This window comes from SAR324 cluster bacterium (assembly GCA_015232315.1).
Taxonomy (GTDB): Bacteria; SAR324; SAR324; order SAR324; family NAC60-12; genus JADFZZ01.
This window is the reverse complement of sequence record JADFZZ010000005.1, coordinates 89403-111255: the sequence shown is the minus strand read 5'-3', so window position 1 is coordinate 111255 and position 21853 is coordinate 89403. Positions and strand designations below refer to the sequence as shown.

Below are 21853 nucleotides of genomic sequence, written 5' to 3'. Positions count from 1 at the left end.
TGATGGCAAATTTTTTGGAATGGATGAACAAAACTCCATTGAGTATGTTTGTGATCTTCAGCCTGACCCTTGGGTTGGCTCCGTTCACTCCACCACATATTGTGGAAAAATTACAAATGCTGTTCAGAGGTGAACTTGTGAAACCGCTCGACTGGTTTGATCTGTTCTTTCACGCCTTTCCCTGGAGTTTACTGTTGATGAAGCTGTTTCTGACCTGGCAACAGAAAAACTTGTGATGTTCAGCCATAACGCAATTTAAACCATAAAATACACCCTGCCAGCACCAAAGTAATACCATTCGCACAAATGATGGGCCAGGCCATCAACAGCAGACCATAAACCAGCCATAAAACAATTCCGGTACACAGAATAACAAACATTCCCAGTGATATATCATGTGTGGAACGCGTCTTCCACACATGAACAACCTGTGGCACAAAGGCTACTGTCGTACAAACTCCGGCCGCAATTCCAATACCATTAATATAGTCCATAGTTCACTCATGGTTCAGTTAAAATGAATTACACATTTCTGCCGATATGATCTCAAATATTGAAACATGCAACTCGGATCTCCAATGCAATTCATGACCATAGCTCTTCTTTAAAACGGCATTTCAGACAACCAGTGGTTGACTTTGCGGATTTCAAGACCTTCCGGATATGTTTTTTCTCGGTTCAATTCTTCAACCAGTTGAATCTGCCTCTGAATTGGAAGGTATTGGCTGAAAAATTTAAAATGTCGGGAAGGTTGATCATCCGCCCACTTGACCTCAATCAGGGTATCCGGTTCTTCATCATGGGTGATCAAAAAATCGATTTCCTGTCCATTTTTTGTGCGTACATAATTCAAATCGTAGTTCTGCCCTAAACAGTCCTGCCTGAAGTGAATTTCCTTCAACAGGGAACATGCCACCATATTTTCCAGTTGACTGCCAGAATCCCCCAAGACCTGACCGGTATCATAAAAATAGATTTTGGGTGATTTCAGCAATGCGCGCGCCACATTGCGATGGAAGGGATGGATCTGAAAAATGACATACATTTCCTCCAGAATCTGGACCCATTTTTTGACAGACTTGTCACTGCACCCCAAATCTCTGGCCAGGGAATTCCATGAAACAGGAGACCCCACCCTTTGTCGCAACAACTGGATCAGGGTTTCAATGGTGCTGATATTTTGCAGACTTTCCAGTTCCAGCATATCCTGACGCAGGATGATATCCGAATGGGATCGCTTCCAGCGATTGTAAAAAGTTTCAGTGCCTTCAAGAAAGGGCTCAGGAAAACCTCCCGTGCGAATCATTTGCTGAGTCAGGGTTCGGTCCTGCTTCCCTTCAATCTGACTGATCTCCCGAATATCCAGGGGATGAAGACGATATTGAAAATAACGTCCCGCCAACGAATCTCCCATTTTTCGGTAGGTATCCAGTTTAGCACTACCGGTCACCAGAATTTTGGGAGTCAGTCCTTCCGTATCATAAATCCCCTTCAACCAGCTTTTCCAATCTTTCATCTTGTGCAGTTCATCCAGGATGATCAGTTCCTTGCTACGATCCCAGGCCTTTTCACGGATCAGCAATCGATGCTCATGATTGTCATGGTTCAAGTAGTCATAGTCTGGAGTGATCATTTTAGAAATGGTGGTTTTACCGGATTGGCGTGGTCCCGTTAACAGAATGATTTTGCGGTCCATGTATTCTTTAAGATATGGCGTCAGTGCTCTTTCCATAATGATTGTTCCAAACAGTGGACGAAATGTGGATGTGACTATTTCGACAAAAATTCCGAAATAGTCATGACTTTTCCGGAAAGTATCGCGGAATAGTCATAAATTCAAGCTATCATTATGGGACAGAGACTTAGAGGCACCAGTCACGAAGAATATCAAAATAGGCATCCACAGCCATCTCAATTTTGGAGATATGGCAGTATTCATCGGTTTTGTGGGCCATCTCAATTTCTCCCGGTCCCAAAATCACAGTGGGAGGATAGGCCAGGGCGGGTTTAAAAATGGAAGCATCTGTCACATAAGGCGCGGCTTTGGTTTCATCAACGGCAGGGAGATAGTTTTTCATGATGGAAAACACGGACTGCATCCATTCCTGTTGAGGTTCTGTGTAAATACTATCGGCATGATGCAATTTCCGAATCATGATATCCGGTCCCAGAGTTGCTCTTAATTTTTCAAGAATACTCTCCGGCGTTTGCCCAGGAATAGTCCGGATGTCGATGCCCAAAGTAGCCCGATCAGGCACAGAGTTCATATTGAGCCCCCCTGAGATCGTACCCACATTCAGCGTAGGCGCCCCAAGCACCGGATGGGCTGGAACCTCAAAATCAAATTGCTGGAGCTGACGAATGGCTTCGGCGGCTTTATAGATGGCATTGACCCCGTGGTGTGGGATAGACGCATGGGCTGTCACCCCGGTAGCGCAGACTTCAATCCAGAGTCCGCCTTTGTGACCGATCAACGGCAGATTACCTGTAGGTTCGCCCACCACAATCGCTCCAGGTTCTTCCAACACTCTAAGCTTGTTTGCCAGATAGTCAGCGCCTTCACATCCTGTTTCCTCACTGGCGGTGAATACCAGCATCATGCCGGATCTGAGCTGTTTGTTCCTTGCAAGTCGTAACGCGGCCAGAGTCATGGCGGCTATGCCACCTTTCATATCGGTAGTACCGCGTCCAAAGACCCGGTCACCATCAGTTTCAGCACTCAAGGCATGTTTCTGCCAGATTTTTTCTCCGAGAGGAACCGTGTCCAGATGGCCGGTAAAACAAATCGGCGGAGTTTCATCTTCTCCGTCCAGAGAAGCGACCAGAGAAGTTCTGGAATCTTCATATTCATAATACCTGACGCGGAATCCATTCTTGCCCAGCAACTCCCCCAGAAAGCGAGCGCATTCCCGCTCTTTGCCCGGAGGATTGATGGTGTTGAGCCGTATCAACTGTTGTGTCAGATCAAGAGGCTTGTATTGCACAAAATTGATTGAAAAAGTTGGCGGAAGATTCCAGATGTTGCGTTATTCTGACGTTGCCTGTCAGGAACCGGAATTTGTTTATGAGAGTTTTAACACAAAAGTGCAAAGAGACAATACCTCATCAGGTGGTCTTTACAAATGGGTGACAAAAAAGCATGGTGATGATCTCAGAGTTCTTTCAGCGCTTTGAGCTTTGAGCCGACAAAGCCCAAAACTATTGGTCTTTTTTCAGGAAGATCGGTTTAGGGCCGCATCGGTTTTATGGCTTTGACATAAAATCTCAGTGGAGCCGGATAACCTTCAACCGTTTGCAAGGGATTTTCCGGGTCCAGAAAATCTTCCAGGCTTTCATAGGGCGCCCATTCGGTTTTACGTTGTTCTTCCGCAGTCATGTCGTGCTGATCAAACAGTTCTACATGTCGAAATCCTGCCCGGTGAATCCAGTTTTTCAGGCAGGAAGCTGTCGGAACAAACCAGGTTCCGGGAACCTTGGCGTAACGGTTTTCAGGAAACAGCGCGATGGTTTCTGTTCCAGGAATCCCCTGTGACTCAACGATCAAAAGGCCTCCGGGTTTGAGTGAGGACAAAATACGCTGAAGCATGCCAATGGGGTCTGGGTGGTGGTAAAGAATCCCCATGCAAAAAACAACGTCAAAAAATTCCGGGAACAATCCCATGTGTTCAATTCCGAGCAATTCAAAACGCAGGGTGTCCTGCCTGGCAAAGTGCTGAAGAAGGTGAAACATGAACCAATACCGGGCGTTGGGGTCCATCCCTATCACAAGCCTCGGCTGGTGTTCCAGCATACGGAACATGTAATAGCCATTGTTACAGCCGATATCCGCAATGATTTTATCCTTCAAATCGCCAATATGGGGTAAAACCCTGTTCCATTTACGGTAACTCTGCCATTCTGAATCAATATAAGTACCAAAAATTTCAAAAGGCCCCTTTCTCCATGGCATCATTGTTTTTAACGCCTGAATCACTACATCCTTTTCATAGGCGGAAAGTTCCGCTGAATGTCCAATTGTGACCACATCCTGATTCATGGAAAAATGTTGTGTTTGAAGAGATGGCAGACTTTCGAGTGCTTCAGAAAAAAGTTCAGAACTTTTGCGTTTGAGCCACGGTATCCGTTCCTTGCGAACCTGCTGGATCTGCTCATAAGCGAGCGTGGAAATCCAGGGATGCAAATAATCTTCATCGGGATTTTTTAAGGGAGCCAGGAAGGAATTCATTCTGGAAAATTTCATAAAATCATCTTTAAAAAATAGTGAACAAAAAACTTGTCATGTCCAGTTTGTCAGTGTATCAAGCTTGGTTTCTCATATCAGGTAAGTTGATCTTATCAACTCCTTTTCTTACTTTTGTTCAAGGTTCAGGAGTCACATCATGTACGCAATTATTCATGCAGGGGGACGTCAGGTTCAGGTTGAAGCCGGAGTAACTGTCGAAGTGGACAGAATTCAGGCCGAGCCGGGAAGTGCCTATGAAAACAACCAGGTTCTTCTGCTCAATGACAGCGGTGCCATTAAAGTCGGACACCCAGTGTTGGACGGCGTGTCTGTTAAAGGAACTATCGTAGAACACACACAGGACGACAAAATACGGATCTTTAAACGAAGACGCCGTAAAAGATATCGTAAACACGGTGGACATCGCCAGCAAAAAACAATCGTTAAAGTTGAATCTATTCAAGCATAATTCAATCGAGTAAATAGAGGTGTTATGGCTCATAAAAAAGCAGGTGGAAGCAGTCGTAACGGACGCGACACCGCCGGCAAACGCCGTGGAATAAAACGTTTTGGAGGACAAACCGTGAAAGCGGGAACCATTCTTGTTCGACAGGTGGGATCTACGTTCCATGCTGGTAAAAATGTAGGAACCGGACGTGATTTTACCTTGTTTGCACTGGCAGACGGTGTGGTAGAATTCACCCGTAAACAAAATGACCGCAAATTCATCAACATCATTCCTGCCTCCTGATGAAACGTCACCGTGCGCTCACGGGCATCAAACCCACAGGTAATCCTCATCTGGGGAATTACCTGGGTATGCTCAAGCCCGCTCTCAAACTCCAACAATCCCACGAAGCTTTTTATTTCATCGCAGATTACCATGCGCTGACAAGTTTGCATGATCCAGTCAAGATGAAGGCTCACACCTATGAACTGGTGGCGGTTTTCACCGCATTGGGAATGGACATTGACACGCATGTACTTTTTCGTCAGTCGGATGTGCCGGAAGTGACGGAACTGACCTGGTTGCTGTCTTGTGTGACGTCGATGGGGTTGCTGGAACGATCCCATGCCTATAAAGATTCGATTGCCAACAACAAAGAAGCAACACATGGCCTGTTTTCTTATCCGGTATTGATGGCCGCAGATATTCTTCTGTATGAGTCACAACTGGTGCCTGTGGGAAAAGACCAGAAACAGCATCTGGAAATCACGCGTGATATTGCCCTGCGTTTCAATCATATTTTCGGCGAAACCTTTGTGATCCCTGAACCGCTGATTGAAGACAATGTCGCCACGATTCCCGGCCTGGATGGCCGCAAGATGAGCAAATCATACGACAACACGATTCCTCTGTTTTCCACAGAAAAACAATTACGGAAAACGGTCATGAAAATTGTGACCGATTCAAAATCAGTCGAAGAACCCAAAGATCCTGAAACCTGTAATGTGTTTGGCCTGTTCAAACTGTTTGCTGATAAATCAGAACAGGAAGCGCTCGCACAACGCTATCGCAACGGCAACATGGGATACGGCGAAGCCAAACAGGCTTGTTTTGAAGTCATCAATCGGGAGTTGGGACCGGCCCGTGATATTTATTTCAATTTAATCAACAACCAGTCGCGTCTGGACGGTATTCTCGAACAAGGAAGAGACAAGGCACGTCAAGTGGCCAGAATTGTTCTTGACCGGGCGCGCAATCGAGTGGGGTTTTAGCCATGTCTTCTGCCAAACCTGTGATTCCTGATATTCTTGCTTCTCGTTATGCCAGTCCTCAAATGTGCCACATCTGGTCACAGGAAGGTCGTGTTTTGCTGGAACGGGAGCTCTGGATCGCGGTGATGAAAGCTCAGAAATCGTTGGGAATTGATATTCCACAGGAAGCCATTGAGGCCTATGAACGGGTGAAGCATGACATTCGTATTGACCGGATCAACGAACGAGAACGAGTTCTGCGGCATGATGTCAAATCCCGGATTGAAGAATTTTGTGAATTGGCGGGATATGAGCACATTCACAAAGGCATGACGAGCCGTGATTTGACCGATAATGTGGAGCAGTTGCAGGTTTTCCGGTCTCTTGAAATTATCCGTGTCAAATATATTGCGGCGTTGGGAATGCTGGCAGAGTGGAGCAAGAAAACCCGTGACCTGATGATGGTGGGACGCACCCACAATGTACCAGCTCAACCCATCACCCTGGGGAAACGGCTGGCGATGTTCGGTGAGGAAATGCTGGTGGCCTTTCGGCAACTGGAAAGCCTGATGGCCCAGTATCCGTTAAGAGGCATCCAGGGTGCGGTGGGTTCCCAACTGGACCAGCGCATTCTGCTTCAGGATAATGAAACAGCCTTGCGCCAGTTGGAATCGGATATTCGCAAGCATCTGGGATTTCAGAACAGTTTTAACGCGGTTGGGCAGGTTTATCCACGCAGTCTGGATGAAGCAACGGTTCACGGTTTGTTTCATCTCAGTAGCGGAATTTCCAGTTTTGCAAAAACACTCAGGTTGATGGCCGGGCAAAGTCTGGCTACCGAAGGGTTCCAGAAAGGTCAGGTGGGATCTTCCGCCATGCCGCATAAAATGAATTCACGCAGTTCTGAACGCATCAATGGTTTCCACAGTATTTTGAATGGTTATGTCAACATGCTGATGGGGCTGAGTGGCGATCAATGGAACGAAGGCGATGTTTCCTGTTCTGTGGTACGTCGGGTCGCGCTCCCCGGGGCCATGTTTGCGATGGATGGAGAGTTGGAAACATTCATGACCATTCTCAAGGAAATGGGTTTTTATGAACAGGTCATTGCCCAGGAACTGGCCTATCATTTGCCATTTCTGGCCACAACATCTATTTTGATGGCCTGCGTGCAGAAAGGATGCGGACGCGAATTAGCGCATGAAGCCATCAAAGAAAACGCGATTGCGGTGGTTGATGCCCTGCGACGCGGTGAAATGACGCATAATCCTTTGCCGGAACGCCTGGCAAATGACCCGCGACTTCCGCTATCGCTGGGTGAAATTCAGGCTATTTTGAATAATCCCCGGAATTTTGTAGCTTCCTCTTCTCAACAGGTCATGCACTTTGCTGATCAGGTTGAACAATTGATGAATCAATACCCCCACGCCCGCAATTATACCCCACAGCCTATCATTTGAACGTTTCCGCAACATTCTATCCCATTGCGTCGAACGAACTCAAGATTCACCACTGCCAACGCCCATACTGTAGAGGCGAACGTTTTGTTCGCCTGCACCTTTTTACAACTTATTCTTTTGCCGTTCCTTGGAATATTATTTCATGGAGATCGCCTGTTCGACGCCATTGCGGTCAAACCGGGATTTCTTCCCTCAATCAATGCAACAAAGAATAGATAATAGCTATAACCGTAACAATGCCGATTGTCAGGAACGTAAGCCCCGCAACATGGGCCATATTTAAATACCATTTTGGCAATGAGCCAGTGATATTTTTATCCAGTTCACCCTTTTCAACCATTTGTTGGTATTCACGTGGACGTTCCTCTATAAACTCTTCCAGAGGCACAACTCCTGTAAAAATAACAGGATCCATTGGGAATTTTCCTGGTCGGAAATGGGAGTTAAAGAAATGAATGGTGAATATAAACGCACTGGCGAGTAACGCTTCATCACTGTGAATGATCGTCGCGACATTGATCATCCAGCCAGGAAGAAGGATGGTTGCCACTTCTGGAAACCACAATACCAAACCGGTTGAACCAATGACGGCGATTCCCCAGAATACGGCAAGGTAATCAAATTTTTCCCAATAGGTCCAATGCCCAAACTCTGGTTTCTTGCCGAGGCCAATGAACCAGAGGATGTTTGCTTTCATCTCTCGCAAGTCACGCATCAACGGCACCATCGTGTATTCCTCTTTGAGAAGACCTTTCACGGTAAATTCACGGCGAATAAAACCTCTGATAATCATATACAGATGGATAGCCGCGTAGATCAGAGTGATGAAGGCTCCGATTCTGTGAATGATCCCAGTCGTAATTGGTCCGCCAAGCATGTGTGATATACTTGCGAAAAACGGGATATCATAAAATTTCAACGTCATTCCTGTGACTGCGAGACTCAGGAAACTGATGATTATTAATAAATGCAGCACCATTTGTATTGGTTTGAATCTACGAACGAATTTCCCTTTCATTTTTGGATCGTGGTCTTCTTTTCTTCGACGATGTGTTGCGCCATGAATTACTGACCGAATTCCCCAAAGCAAGGTATGGAGACCAAAGAAGATCATTGTTCCACCCAGAAGAATCGTCATAAACCAATAGGAATAATAGAGTTCCGGATGTTTTTCCTTATCATCATGGGTTGCGTGAGGGAGATAACTGGCAAAATTTTCGTTAGCGTGTGGATGACATTTCTGACAAGTTACCACGATATTATCACGATGAAGCGTTGAACGCGGATCTGACTTCGGATACATGTTATGGGAACCGTGACAATCATTACATTTGGCGGCTCTCCCGATTCCCAGTTTTGAAACTTTGCCATGATAAGATTCCAGATAACTCTTTGTCAGAGCTTCATGACACTGACCACATTCATTCATGATTCCAAGCCTGAAATCATCAAGATTCGTTCGCTTGATCGTATGTGAAGAGTGACAGTCATTGCAGGTAGGCAATTGGGCGTCTGTTTTAGTGACATCCGGACTATGCACACTATCCTTGAGTCGTTCATTGATTCTGTAATGGCAATTCGCGCAAGTTGCAGCCACGTTTTTCGGATTAACCGTCGATTGAGGATCATCCGCCGGAAGTTCTTTGTGGGAAGTATGACAACTCTGACACGTAGCTGTTACGAGCAGCCCGCTTTCAAACAATCCCTTTCCGTGAATACTGGCCGTGTAGTTTCCAAGTATATCTGTCTCAGTGGAATGATTTCTATTAGCGGCCTTTTGTCCCATCTTATGACATCCACCACATAATTCAGGAACCTTCTCGGGAAAAGTGGGTGAATTCGGGTTATGTTTCGATAGAACCCCATGAGTACCATGACAGTCGGTACAATAGGGGGCATCCTTATCCTTATCTGCCAAAAGCTTTCCGTGAATTCCTTCAGAATAATTCTTCACAGGTTCAGCATGACAAACGGAACAATCCACAGATTTTGATTCTTTGCAGACCGGATCACGGGCAGGATTGACATCGAAATGGCACTTCACACACGACTGCTCGAAATGGACGGATTTCTTTAACTGGGATTCATCGGTATACAGAGATATAGTCCGACCACTTCTAGTCATTTGAAGGTTAGGATCGGAGTGACAGGACAGACATGTTTTATCAGTAATGGGATCTTCATAGACAACATTACGGACTTTGTGAGGCGAATGGCACTCCACACACACTGGAATTTTGCCAGGTTCATGTTCCCATAGTTGTCCCTTAATAATCTTGTCGTGAACCTTTTCAATCTGTCCATGACATTGCAGGCAGGTCGCGACAATGTTCTTTTTACCGATTTTCGATTTGGGATCCTTGTGATTCATGATGTCATGGGTGCCATGACAATTGGTACAAACCGCTGTAATCGTTAATCCACGTTTGAACAATCCCGTCCCATGAAGTGACATGGAGTAATTTTCGAACACGTTGCTTTGTTCAAACTCATGCGATTCTGTCATGGGAGTCCCTTCCTTGTGACAGTTTCCACACGTCGCTGGAATGTTCATGACATAGGTTGATGATCGTGGAGAGGTGCTGGGAAGGGTGTAATGATTTCCGTGACAAGAATAACAGGTTGGTGCGAATCGATCTTTGCGTTTGAGTGCCGCTTCGCCATGAACACTCTCTTTAAATTTTACCAGTTCTTTTTTATGACATTCCGCACAATCCACTTTTTTCAGCGGTTCATCATTTTCCTCATGATCTTCGGTGGCGTCTGTATGGCAATCGATACATTGTTTTTTGCCATGAACCGATTCGGTGAATTTTGAGAGAATAATTTCAGGTGCTTCTTCATCATCGGTCTTCTCTTTGTTCATTGCCGCCGCGGCAGGTCGTTCAAAGGGCAGGAGAAAAACATCGGAGTCATCACCTTCATGACAGTCAAGGCAGACCTGGTTGTCTGAAGCCCACACCGTTGATGACAGCATCAACAGTATAATTCCAACACTTACAATAAATTTACAGTATTTCATATTTTTGTATAATTTGAGTCAATTTAAAAGGAATGGCCTTTTTTCAGGACTTGCTAATAAACTCAAGAGTTGTAAATTTTCAGTTATCAGCCTTCAGCTTTTTGTAAGTCATTGAAATTAAAAATTTCCTAAACATCAAACTTTCAAAGAAACTTTTAGACTTATATAAAAATCATAATAATTTCAATCATTTCAAAAAACTGAGAACGGAAAGCTGAGAACTTACCACTGTCGAGTAATAAAGAGCTACAGATGATAAGTGATAAATGAAGGTGAGGCTCACCTATTAGGGAATAGGTGACATATCAAGATAATAATAATCCGACCTTTTCTCTACATAGCAGCAGGCCTACGAAGATAAAGCATAGAGATCGCAACGATCCATCTGCGCCAAATACAACTCTTGCTCTTCCCCTTCTGTTTTGTTATTTCCGGTCCTGAAATCCTGTTTATCGTATTTTATAGGTTCTAACATCCGCTGAGAAGTTTTGTGTCCAAGAAAAATTTTGTGATCCTGTTTGTGTTTTTGTGTTTGTCTCCAGCCGTCCTTTGGGCAGAAGATCTGAAGGGGGAATCTCATAAATGCATGGAATGTCATGAAAAAATTGAGAAGATTTCGGCGGTTCATGAAGATGTTGCTTGTCTGGAATGTCACTTGGATGGTGACACGGACCACGATGAAGATACCCCTCTGGAACCTGCGAATTGTGAGGAATGTCATGAAGATGAGGTGACACAAACCCAGACTGACATTCATCGGCGCATGGCTTCTTTTACGGATGAAGATATTCCTAACTGCGCTACGTGCCATAACGCACATGACATTGAGCTCAACGAAGAGGTAGAGGATCATTTCGAGAATTACTGCTCGTCCTGTCACGAGAATATGATGTTGACGCAGAACTATCATTCGTTGCCCTATATTCCTGATGAGAAATGTACTGAGTGCCATGACAAAAAGGATTATCATGCCGAGTTGGCAGATACACCACACAGTAAATTAGCCTGTGTGGATTGTCATATCTATATCACTGAAAATCTGAAGGAACATGAAAAGGATCTGACCTTTTTACAAAAATCCAACTGTGATATGTGCCACAAAAATGCCGCGCTGGAACATAAAGACAGTGTTCATGGAATTTCATTGATGGAGGGCATCGGTGATGCTGCTCTCTGCACCAGTTGCCATGGTGTCCATAAAATTCTGGATGTAAAGAATCCTGAAAGCCCTGTTTCGCCAAATCATCTTGCCCGGACTTGCAGCAAATGCCATGAGGATCCCGCTATCATTCAACGCTATTCGCTGTCCAAAGCATGCTGTAAAAACTATGACCAATCGATCCACGGCATGTTGATGGCAAAAGCGGATCTGAATGACAAAGGCGAGTTGAAAGCACCTACCTGTGTGAAATGTCATGGTGTCCATGATATCAAAAACCGCGTTCAACCAGGTTCTTCAATTGCCAGCGTTAATGTTCCCGATACTTGCGGGGAATGTCATCAGAAAATTACGGAAGAGTATCAGGCCTCGATTCACTGGATCAGAGCAAAAAAAGGAGACCGTCATGCTCCAGTCTGTAATGATTGCCACAATGAGCACGAGATACAGGAACTCAATACCGCTTCACGAGGGGCGGAAGTGAAAAAAATTCAGGAAGAGACCTGTATCAACTGTCATAAAAATCCGCAACTGTTGTCAAGATATGGGCTCAACAGTACCGCTGTTCAATATCAGGACAGTTACCATGGCTTGGCCACAACACGAGGCGACAAATCCGCGGCTTATTGTATTGATTGCCACAATCCACATAAAATTTTACCCAAAGAGCATAAGGATTCCAGTGTCAGTCCTATGAATGTCACGCAGACATGTCAAAATTGCCACAAGGACGCCACCGTGGAATTTTCCAGAAATTATTCTCACAAAACTGAATCACCGGCCTCGGAGACACTTGAATACTGGGTGAGGCAACTCTATGTTTCGATGATCTTTGTGGTCATTGGCGGGATGCTGTTGCACAATATGATTATTTTTATTCATGAAATCAGAGAAAAACGCAAACGGGACAAACTCAAAATTAGAATTGCCCGTTTTAATCGAAATGAAATTATTCAGCATCTGCTCCTGGTGCTGTCTTTCTTTGTCCTGGTCTTCACCGGGTTTACACTGAAATTTCCAGAAAACTGGATCTTTCAATGGTTTGGGTTGGCTGAACCGATTCGCAAGGAGGTACACCGCATTGCGGGTGTCGTCATGCTCTTGCTGGGATTTTACCATATTGCTTATATGCTGTTTACACCACGCGGAAGACAAGGACTTCGTCAGTTGCTCCCCCTTGTGAGTGATATGACCGATTTTCTGAATAATATGTTGTATTACTTGCATTTGAAAAAGAAACCGCCGGAGTATGGCAACTTTGATTATATGGAAAAAGCAGAATATTGGGCACTCATTTGGGGAACGATGATCATGGGATTGACCGGTATCATTCTGTGGAATCCGACCTTGTTCAGCCAATGGATTCCCTATTCATGGGTCATAAAAATCAGCGAAATTGTTCATTTCTATGAAGCGATTCTGGCAACACTGGCCATTGTGGTGTGGCATTTCTTTTTTGTCATGCTGCATCCCAAGGAATATCCAGTTAGTTTCACTATGGTGGATGGGCAGATGTCGCTTGAGCATTACAAACATCATCATACCAAGCATTTTCGTCTGATGATCCTGGAAGCCGTCCAATATTCACAAGGAAAGATTGATGAAAAGCAACTTTCCTATTTGACGCAATCATTCATCAACAGCATGAATGAACAGCATCAATCCCTGGCGGAACTTCTGCAGAAAGAACTGGAGAAGGACCAGAATCTGAAAGACTGGATAGAACAGCATCTGACAGCCTAATTGGCAGATAGGTGACGGCACCAGCAACGATGAAGTCTTGTTGGTGCCGGTTCAGTAATTCAGTGTCGTTTTACCCCGATTTTTCTTCTTACCATCCTGTTCAGTGTCTCAAAATTTTGCTCCAGAGTATTCTCATTTCCTCCCTCAATTTTATGCTTCAGAATCGATAATTCATGATTTTACAGGGATGTGGCCTTGACGATGATTTGCCTTTGGTCATATGATGCGCCTGCACGTTTGTGAAAACTGGTCTCAACTGGAATGTTTCAGAATAATTTGGCCAAGATACATACGTTTTTTCCAAAACTTAAAGCTAAGGATATATGATCACCCGAAATGAAAAATTAAGAAATATCGCAATCATTGCCCACGTAGACCATGGAAAAACCACACTGGTCGACCAGATATTCAAACAAAGTGGTACCTTTCGAGACAACCAGGAAGTCAATGAACGTGTGATGGATAATATGGATCTGGAACGGGAACGGGGCATTACTATTTCCGCAAAGAACTGTTCGGTCTGGTGGAATGATATTAAAATCAATATTCTGGATACTCCCGGGCATGCGGATTTCGGTGGAGAAGTGGAACGTGCTCTCCGTATGGTAGACGGCGCTATTTTGTTGGTTGATGCTTCAGAAGGACCGTTACCCCAGACTCGATTTGTTCTGAAAAAAGCCTTGGAACTCAATTTGAGTCTGATCACGATCATAAATAAGGTTGATCGGAAAGATGCCAGAATTCAGGAAGTCCTGGATGAAGTTTATGATTTGTTTATTGATCTCGATGCACGTGAAGATCAGATTGATTTCCCTGTCCTCTATGCCATAGGACGCGATGGCATGGCCAAACACCGGATGGAAGATGACTCAAATAATTTGATCCCGCTCTTTGAAACCATTTGCCAGAGGATTCCTCCGCCCTCCTATGATTCAGAGGCACCATTCCAGATGTTGGTATCCGATTTGGGTTATTCTGAATATTTGGGCCGATTGGCTATCGGTCGGGTAATCAATGGACACATCCATAAAAATGAATCCATGGTGTGCATTTCAGAAAAAAAACAGATCTCTTTGAGAGTGTCGAAATTACAAACATATGAAGGTATTAAAATGGCTGAGGTCGAAGACGTTCAACCTGGAGACATTTTAATTTTATCCGGGATTGAAGATATTCATATCGGCGACACCGTTTGTACGGCAGAACAACCAAAAGCGTTGCCACGAATCACAGTTGACAAGCCAACTGTTTCCATGAGGTTTACCATCAATACGTCGCCATTTGCAGGTCGTGAAGGCAAATATACCCAAATCACCCGCATCAGGGATCGACTTCATAAAGAAACCCTCAAGAATGTGTCACTGGAAATTGAAGAAACGGAAAACGCGGAAGCCTTTCTGGTAAAAGGGCGTGGTGAACTGCAAATGGCTATTCTGATCGAAACCATGCGTCGTGAAGGTTATGAACTGACTGTCGGACGTCCTGAGGTGATTTATCGAAAAGAAAATGGACAAATACTAGAGCCTATTGAAGAAGTATATATTGATTGTGATGATGCCTATCTCGGGGTTATTACCGAAAAATTGGCTTTCCGCAAAGGACGCATGGTAAATCTGGTCAATCATGGCACAGGACGCATCCGGGCTCAGTTTAATATTCCCGCCAGAGGATTGATTGGATTTAGAAATGAATTTCTGACAGATACCCGAGGTACTGGCTTGTTGAATACCATGTTTGTCGGATATGAACCATTTCGAGGGAATTTTACCACCAGGATTGCTGGCTCTATCATTTCAGACCGTCAGGGCGAGGCGATTGCCTATGCGTTATTCAATCTGGAGCCACGGGGAATTCTGTTTGTGACACCGGGTGAGCTTGTGTATGAGGGCATGATTATTGGAGAGCATAACCGCGATTCAGATTTGAATGTCAATCCTTGCAAAGGCAAAAAACTCACCAACATGCGAGCCACTGGAAAAGATGAACATGTGATTCTGACCCCTGTGCTGCCCATAACGCTGGAATGGGCGATTGAATTCATCAAGGAAGACGAAATGGTTGAAGTCACGCCTAAAAACATTCGTCTACGGAAGAGGATTCTTCCTATTACGGAGCGGCAAAGTGCGGCAGCCCGAATGAAAAAAGCGACAGACTGACCTGTGCGAGATTATTCAAGATTATTTAAGAATGCATCTGAATCGAAACACATCAATTCCTGGAACGTGATGATCTCATCGTCTTTTACAGGTTCGCCCTTTGAAAGTTTTCCAAATACATTGAGCGGAATACGTATGCGGTCTTCAATGGCGTCAGGATAGAAATCAGTATAACTTCCATCACTTTTTTTATAAATCATTCGAACGTGTGTGATCGTGTCACAAAAATTTTGAAACAGCTTAGGACAGCTATTGTCTATAAGTTGCTGGACATCGATCACACTACGTAACCCTTTTAGCGTTGTAAGTTTCAGAAGATTCTTTTCTTTCAAAGCATCACTGCCTGTTGCCGCGGTCTTGCCCATTTCTGAAAGCACACTGAAAATCCCCAGGTTATCTTCGCTAAGGCATTCTCCACCATTATCCATATCACTGACGACAGAATCCATCAAATCCAGGAAGTCTTTTTCAGGTGTGAATCCCAGAGTAATGAGATCTTCGCGCATCAGTGCGGCTCTTTCTGCGTATGTTGAGGTCAGGGCAAATACACTGGAAAGTTTTTGACCGGATTCTTGAGTGAAAATCCGGGTGACTTCATCAATTTTAACAATTGGAACCAATTCGCTTAACAATAGATTAAGGCATGTGAAGGAAGACCCGTCCTTGTCAAAATTTGATGGTAAAATCCCGGAAAAACTATTGTTCATATCCTGGCATTTGGGCAGTAATCCAAAAAAGGAGGCTCCCAGTTTAACCATATAAACAGAGCTGTCTGTTAGTGCCTGAAATATGGTTGTATCCGAACTGAAAACGGCCGTATTAGCGGTTTCCAGGTCAATATTAGCGGTAGCCTCACGGAAGATGCCAAGTTCAGTGGATGATATTTCACCGTTGCGATCTCTATCCAGTTCACCAAAAGTTCTTAAGGCCAGTTCCCCCAGAATTCCAAAAATAAAAATTTCAATATCTAACCTGGATCGAGATGTCTCATTTTTTCGATATCCTGAAACAGAACATTTTTCCTGATCTACCAAGGAATCAACCAGTTTTTGAGGACCGACCAGACACATGGCTTCTTCATACGGTCTTAACACGCCAGTATCGCTTTTCCATCCATCCAGATCCTTGTGGACACCATCGTATTCACTCAAGCCCATGATCCTGCTAAAATTCTGGTTTCCACGAGCATCCAGAAAAGGGGCAAATCCAAAACCAGCCATGCCCAGGTATCCGCTTGCCCGTTCATAATTAGAACAACGCCTGTCGTTCGCAACACTGGAATACTGTTTTTGGTTGAGTCTGTCCTTACATGTTGTGCTGCCTTCGTCTTCAGCACATCCAGGTAATATGAGGATCTGTAATCCCAGGATGAGTGCCATCCATCTTCTTTTTATTAGAGCAGAATTCATTGTTCTCCTTGAGGGACTGATTCAACCGGATAGTTCAATTATGCACAAAAAACATGAAGCGAGATGCCTTATAAAATTCAATAACAATTCCGGTACATCTTTTCCAATCTTTTTTAGGGATGTCCGTTATTCATGACAAATTTTTCAAAGCAGAAATATAAAATACGATTTTTTGCGATTCCAGCCAAGGAAACATCAGGATGCCTGAATTTAGAAAAATAATAAATTTCTTGCATCTCCTCTCGTTCAGTGTAGTCTCGGTCTGATTTTTCGGAATACCTGTATTTGACATGATTTTGATGTTTGTAAGGTTGGAACACGAACCAAATGATTCAATCCGTTAATTCATCCACGACCCTCAATGGATGAAAAACACAGGTTTATCATGAATTTGAAAAATATCCTGATCCCTCATGTCGTTGAATCCAAAGACATCCTCAATATATCAGATCTGCTTTTTTTACGTTGTTCCTGGAAAGCTATCTTTTTAATCCACCTTATCAGATGGTGAGCATGAGTGTTCGCACAAGAAACTCCATTGAAATGATTCCTGGTGTCACCATGACTGTCCGAACAATGCGGGGGGTTGGCGCCACATATGAACAATTTTCTCCTCATTCACTGGATGAAAATGGCGCAATGCTGGTTTTAAAGGGCCGAGTCGATTTTGATGTGCCAATCCGTGTCATAGTCAGTGTCTCTGAGAAAATGGCACAAACCTATGCACAGCAATACAACAATGGCATTATGCAGTTCAAGCAAAATACCAATGGATCCTATCAACTGTTTGGCAACTGGCTTAAAGTAAAGTGGGTCAAGACTTTGGATGATCAGCAACTGGAAACCATGGGGTGTAACAAATTGTTGTGGGAGATCTATAATGAAAACTCTGCTGATCTGGCTGAAAAATTCAAAATCAATGCTACCAGGATGTTGCAGGAAGGTTATACCACTAATGTAGATATGGTTTTACTGCTTAAGAATATCAGCAATGGAAGTGACCTGGAATTTTCACCAACCCTTGATGGATTGGTACAATTAGCACGTAGCGAGGCGCCTTTTAATGTTAAAATGCTTTACTGCCTGCTTGCAGGGAAAAATTATGGGGATATTCTAAATTCCATCATGATTTTCAAAGAACGTTATGTGCATGATCCATTTCAAAAACGATATGGTATTCTGCATGGAACGATTGCCCTGAATCAAGGCGATGAAAATTGGGAAAGAACTTTTGATATTTTAAGTGAATTATCATCCAGCGTATGAAGGAGAAACCATACAACCGGTATAGTTTCTCCATTAAAAGACTAGACGTCTTTCATGCTCAGTTGAAGCTTGCCACGTTTATCAAAGCCAATAGCTTTAACGGTAACGCTGTCGCCCAATTTAGCAATGTCTGAAGCTGAACGTACCCTGCCTTCAGCAAGATTTGAAATATGAACCAGACCTTCCGTGCCAGTAAATATCTCAACGAAAAGACCAAAATCAGTAACACGCTTCACAGGTCCAGTATAAACCTCTCCGATTTTTACTGAACGCGTCAGTGCCAAGACTTCTTCCAGAGCTGAATCTACCGCTGTATGATCTTTGGAGGAGATATGCACAACCCCATCATCATCCACAGATATTTTAGCACCTGTTTTCTCAACGATGCCTTTGATGATTTTTCCACCAGGACCAATGATACTACCAATTTGTTCTCGTGAAATTTTATGTGTCACAAAACGAGGGGCATAACTGGAAAGTCCTGCTCGGGGCTGATGAATAGCCTCATTCATGATACCAAGAATATGAAGTCGACCTTCACGGGCTTGTTCCAATGCTGACGAAATTGTAGCCTTGTCCAGTCCTTCAATTTTGATATCCATTTGCAATGCGGTGATCCCTTGTTCAGTTCCTACGACTTTAAAGTCCATATCACCCAGATGATCTTCATCCCCCAAGATATCTGAAAGCACAACAGTATTGTCACCTTCCTTGATCAATCCCATTGCAATCCCGGCTGTCGGTACTGAGATGGGGATTCCTGCATCCATCATTGATAAGGAACCTCCACACACTGTGGCCATTGAAGAGGAACCATTCGATTCAAGAATTTCTGACACAAGGCGAATGGTATATGGAAATTTTTCACGTGGAGGAATGGAGGTTGCCAATCCGCGTTCTGCCAAAAAGCCATGGCCAATTTCGCGTCTTCCTGGGCCTCTTGGTGCTTTTGCTTCACCAACTGAAAAACCCGGAAAATTATAATGCAGCATAAAATTTTTATATGTAACCCCAGACAAACTGTCGATCATCTGTTCATCTTCTTTTGTTCCCAACGTAGTGACAACCAGAGCCTGTGTTTCTCCTCGCGTAAACAATGCGGATCCATGGACTCGTGGCAAGACACCGGTTTCACATGTGATTTTTCTGATGTCTCTGGGGCCTCGTCCGTCAATGCGAATTTGCTCATGCAAAATTTTACCACGCATTTCTTGGCTTTTCAGATCTTCAATCAAACCTTTGATGTTTTTAACAGAGGCATCGTCTCTTGATTCGCCGAGCACATGAGTCAGTGTTTCTGCAACAACAGCATCTACTGCGGCATAACGTTCCTGTTTTTCTTTAATGGCAAGTGCATTGCGGATCTTTTCAATCGCAAACTCTGTAACGGTTGTCTTTAAACCGACATCTACAGATTTAGGCTCAAGCACTCGTTTTTGTTTTCCACAGATCTTTGCAAGCTCCATCTGAGCGTCAATCAGTGGTTGTATTTGTGCGTGGCCAAATAATATGGCATCCAGCACCAATGATTCACTCACTTGCTTGGCATCCCCTTCTACCATGATAATCGCATCACGAGAGCCTGCCATAAAAATATCCAACTCACTGATGAATAATTGCTCTGATGTTGGATTGGCGACAAAGTTACCTTCAACATATCCAACCCGAATACCTGCCACTGGTTTATAATAAGGAATATCTGAAATCAGTAGGGCGGCAGAGGCACCAACCAATGCGGCAACATCAGGAGCGTTCTGATCATCATAGCTTAAGACAGTCGCAACCACGACTGTTTCCGCAAAAAAAGCTGGATCAAATAACGGTCTCAAGGGTCGATCAATAAAACGTGAGGTTAACGTTTCTTGATCGGACAAGCGCCCTTCTCTTTTAAAGAACCCCCCGGGAATTCTACCTGCTGCATACATTTTTTGAACAAAATGTACCGATAGTGGGAAGAAATCAGATTGGGAACCATTTCCTTTTTCAGCAGTCGCTGTTACCAGTACTGTTGTCTCACCATATTTAACCAATACTGAACCATTGGTTTGCTTTGCCATTCTCCCCGTTTCCAGAGACAAGGTTGTTCCCGCAAATTCCGTTTCAATAATATTCATGAAATCATACTCCTTGAGATAAACGCTGATCCGGACTTATCAGCAAAACCAAAACACTTTACGGAGATTACCGCACAGTGCTGTTTATTTACGAATCCCTAATTGTTCAATCAGGGTACTGTAACGATCAACACTGCCTTTTTTCAGATATTCAAGCAAACTTCTTCGCTGCCCAACCAATTTGAGCAGGCCTCGTCTTGAATCAAAATCTTTAGGTTGTTGTTTAAAATGGCCTGTCAAATAATTGATACGGGCTGTCAAGATAGCAATCTGTACTTCAGGTGAGCCTGTGTCTTTTTCATCTTTGCCATATTTTTGAACTATAAGTTTTTTTTCTTCATTGGTCAGCATGTTGCTCCTATATGAAAACTTTGAAAGGATTAAATTTTATGCCTTCACTAATTGTGATACATCCAATAGCAACCAGACGCTTATTTTTATCAATCACCTTGACCTGTTGATTCTCTGTCATGAGATCCGATTGGATTTCATGCGCAGAGATGGCTTGGCCATGACTTAAACAAGCGATTTCATCCTCATTTACAGACAAGGTTGGTAAATGAGAAAGAAGATCTAGCGGATCAAGCCGCAATAAATTTTGTTTATCACGCAATGCGTCAATACTGCTGATATTTTCCATGGTAAACACTGAGCCACATGCGATTCTCCGCAATTGTGTCATATGTGCACCAACACCAAGATCCAGTCCCATATCATCTGCCAGAGTACGAATATATGTTCCTTTAGAACACTGTATTCGTAACCGTATTTCTGGAAACATACCAGTATCGAGAAGTGTTAATTCATCAATGATGATTTGACGCTGTTTCCTGTGAACTTCTTTTCCAGCTCGAGCCAGCCGATATGCTGGAACGCCTTGAAATTTGACGGCTGAATAAATTGGGGTCAATTGCGCATTGATTCCCTCATATTTCTTGATAACAGTTTTCAACTGTTCAAGTGTTATGTGTGAAGGATCTTTTTCTTCTACTGTTATCCCTGTAGCATCAAAAGTATCTGTCCTGATACCCAAACGAAATGTAGCCTCGTATGTTTTTCCAATATTTTCAAACAAATGAATCAGTTTAGTTGATTTTCCTAAAAAAACAGGCAATACACCACTCGCCATCGGGTCGAGTGTTCCTAAATGACCTGCTTTTTTTTCATTCAATTGCTTTTTTGAAAAACGTACAACATCCGTGGATGTCCAACCTACCGGTTTATCAATATTAATAATCAGCAAAGCTATTCTTGCTCCTGATTTTCCTGTGATTTTCCCTGGTCATTCAAGTGATTTTCCCTGAGGATCGAATCAATTTGCATTGAATCATCAAAACCATGGTCATAAACAAATACCAGTTTGGGTGTGTGTCTGGTATGGAGTGTCTTTCCCAAATGAGAACTGAAAAATCCTGCTGCTTTATTTAAGGATATAACAACATCCTCAACATGTTCGGGCGGAAACATCGCAATATAGATTTTGGCATAAGTGCTGTCCATATCCATTTCAACTCTGCTGATGGTCACTCGCTGAAAACGCGGATCTTTGCTTTTTCGAAATAATATTTCCGAAAGCTTTTTATGAACCATAGCGCTCATACTTC

18 protein-coding genes are annotated in these 21853 nt (G+C 43.7%); 8 read left to right on the top strand and 10 right to left on the bottom strand.

All coding sequences use genetic code 11. The annotated features are described in order from the left end of the window. Positions 1-2 precede the first annotated feature (2 nt). On the top strand, positions 3-236 hold the full coding sequence (locus tag HQM11_06115; GenBank protein MBF0350586.1) for an RND transporter: 234 nt from the start codon (positions 3-5) through the stop codon (positions 234-236). Positions 237-239: 3 nt separating this feature from the next. Here the strand turns inward: HQM11_06115 and HQM11_06110 are convergent, their stop codons facing one another. The 4 genes from HQM11_06110 to cmoB all read right to left on the bottom strand — a co-directional run bounded on the left by HQM11_06110 (position 240) and on the right by cmoB (position 4225). Continuing rightward, positions 240-494 carry a SemiSWEET transporter gene (locus HQM11_06110; GenBank protein MBF0350585.1) on the bottom strand — a complete coding sequence of 85 codons (255 nt, stop codon included), beginning with the start codon at positions 492-494 and terminating at the stop codon, positions 240-242. Between the two features lie 110 nt (positions 495-604). Next, complete coding sequence (locus HQM11_06105; GenBank protein ID MBF0350584.1) at positions 605-1732, bottom strand: ATP-binding protein; 1128 nt, start codon at positions 1730-1732, stop codon at positions 605-607. Between the two features lie 130 nt (positions 1733-1862). Next, positions 1863-2984, bottom strand: coding sequence for a M20 family metallopeptidase (locus tag HQM11_06100; GenBank protein ID MBF0350583.1), 1122 nt, complete (start codon positions 2982-2984; stop codon positions 1863-1865). A gap of 242 nt (positions 2985-3226) precedes the next feature. Next, positions 3227-4225 (bottom strand): tRNA 5-methoxyuridine(34)/uridine 5-oxyacetic acid(34) synthase CmoB, encoded by a 999-nt coding sequence (gene cmoB, locus HQM11_06095; GenBank protein MBF0350582.1) that lies wholly within the window; start codon positions 4223-4225, stop codon positions 3227-3229. Positions 4226-4379: 154 nt separating this feature from the next. On the opposite strand from cmoB, the gene rplU reads away from it, so the two are divergent. Genes rplU through HQM11_06075 form a run of 4 tightly spaced genes read left to right on the top strand, consistent with a single transcriptional unit; the run spans position 4380 to position 7380 of the window. Continuing rightward, positions 4380-4691: a 50S ribosomal protein L21 gene (gene rplU, locus HQM11_06090; protein MBF0350581.1), complete on the top strand. Its 312-nt coding sequence runs from the start codon at positions 4380-4382 to the stop codon at positions 4689-4691. A 24-nt stretch (positions 4692-4715) separates the two neighbouring features. Next, positions 4716-4973, top strand: coding sequence for a 50S ribosomal protein L27 (gene rpmA / locus HQM11_06085; GenBank protein MBF0350580.1), 258 nt, complete (start codon positions 4716-4718; stop codon positions 4971-4973). Then, positions 4973-5941 (top strand): tryptophan--tRNA ligase, encoded by a 969-nt coding sequence (trpS, locus tag HQM11_06080; protein ID MBF0350579.1) that lies wholly within the window; start codon positions 4973-4975, stop codon positions 5939-5941. Before rpmA ends, trpS begins: the two co-directional genes overlap by 1 nt. Before the next feature lie 2 nt (positions 5942-5943). Then, positions 5944-7380 carry an adenylosuccinate lyase gene (locus HQM11_06075; protein MBF0350578.1) on the top strand — a complete coding sequence of 479 codons (1437 nt, stop codon included), beginning with the start codon at positions 5944-5946 and terminating at the stop codon, positions 7378-7380. A 196-nt stretch (positions 7381-7576) separates the two neighbouring features. Here HQM11_06075 and HQM11_06070 read toward each other — a convergent pair whose 3' ends face one another. Further along, entirely contained in the window at positions 7577-10402 is a 2826-nt protein-coding gene (locus HQM11_06070) for a cytochrome b/b6 domain-containing protein (GenBank protein MBF0350577.1), read from the bottom strand. A 490-nt stretch (positions 10403-10892) separates the two neighbouring features. Here HQM11_06070 and HQM11_06065 point away from each other — a divergent pair, with 490 nt between their 5' ends. Together HQM11_06065 and typA are read left to right on the top strand one after the other, a co-directional pair. Next, positions 10893-13304, top strand: coding sequence for a cytochrome c3 family protein (locus tag HQM11_06065; protein MBF0350576.1), 2412 nt, complete (start codon positions 10893-10895; stop codon positions 13302-13304). A gap of 323 nt (positions 13305-13627) precedes the next feature. Beyond that, a complete protein-coding gene (gene typA, locus HQM11_06060; protein MBF0350575.1) occupies positions 13628-15460 on the top strand; it encodes a translational GTPase TypA in 1833 nt (610 codons plus the stop codon). 11 nt (positions 15461-15471) lie between these two features. Here typA and HQM11_06055 read toward each other — a convergent pair whose 3' ends face one another. Beyond that, a complete protein-coding gene (locus HQM11_06055; GenBank protein MBF0350574.1) occupies positions 15472-16839 on the bottom strand; it encodes a hypothetical protein in 1368 nt (455 codons plus the stop codon). Between the two features lie 543 nt (positions 16840-17382). Here HQM11_06055 and HQM11_06050 point away from each other — a divergent pair. Continuing rightward, positions 17383-18135, top strand: a complete 753-nt coding sequence (locus tag HQM11_06050; protein ID MBF0350573.1) for a hypothetical protein — start codon at positions 17383-17385, stop codon at positions 18133-18135. Between the two features lie 41 nt (positions 18136-18176). On the opposite strand, the gene pnp is transcribed toward HQM11_06050, so the two are convergent. The 4 genes from pnp to rbfA all read right to left on the bottom strand — a co-directional run bounded on the left by pnp (position 18177) and on the right by rbfA (position 21848). Then, a complete protein-coding gene (gene pnp, locus HQM11_06045) occupies positions 18177-20249 on the bottom strand; it encodes a polyribonucleotide nucleotidyltransferase (GenBank protein ID MBF0350572.1) in 2073 nt (690 codons plus the stop codon). 84 nt (positions 20250-20333) lie between these two features. Then, positions 20334-20600, bottom strand: coding sequence for a 30S ribosomal protein S15 (gene rpsO, locus HQM11_06040; protein MBF0350571.1), 267 nt, complete (start codon positions 20598-20600; stop codon positions 20334-20336). A 7-nt stretch (positions 20601-20607) separates the two neighbouring features. Next, positions 20608-21492 (bottom strand): tRNA pseudouridine(55) synthase TruB, encoded by an 885-nt coding sequence (gene truB, locus HQM11_06035; protein MBF0350570.1) that lies wholly within the window; start codon positions 21490-21492, stop codon positions 20608-20610. A 2-nt stretch (positions 21493-21494) separates the two neighbouring features. Further along, on the bottom strand, positions 21495-21848 hold the full coding sequence (gene rbfA / locus HQM11_06030; protein ID MBF0350569.1) for a 30S ribosome-binding factor RbfA: 354 nt from the start codon (positions 21846-21848) through the stop codon (positions 21495-21497). Positions 21849-21853: the final 5 nt, after the last annotated feature.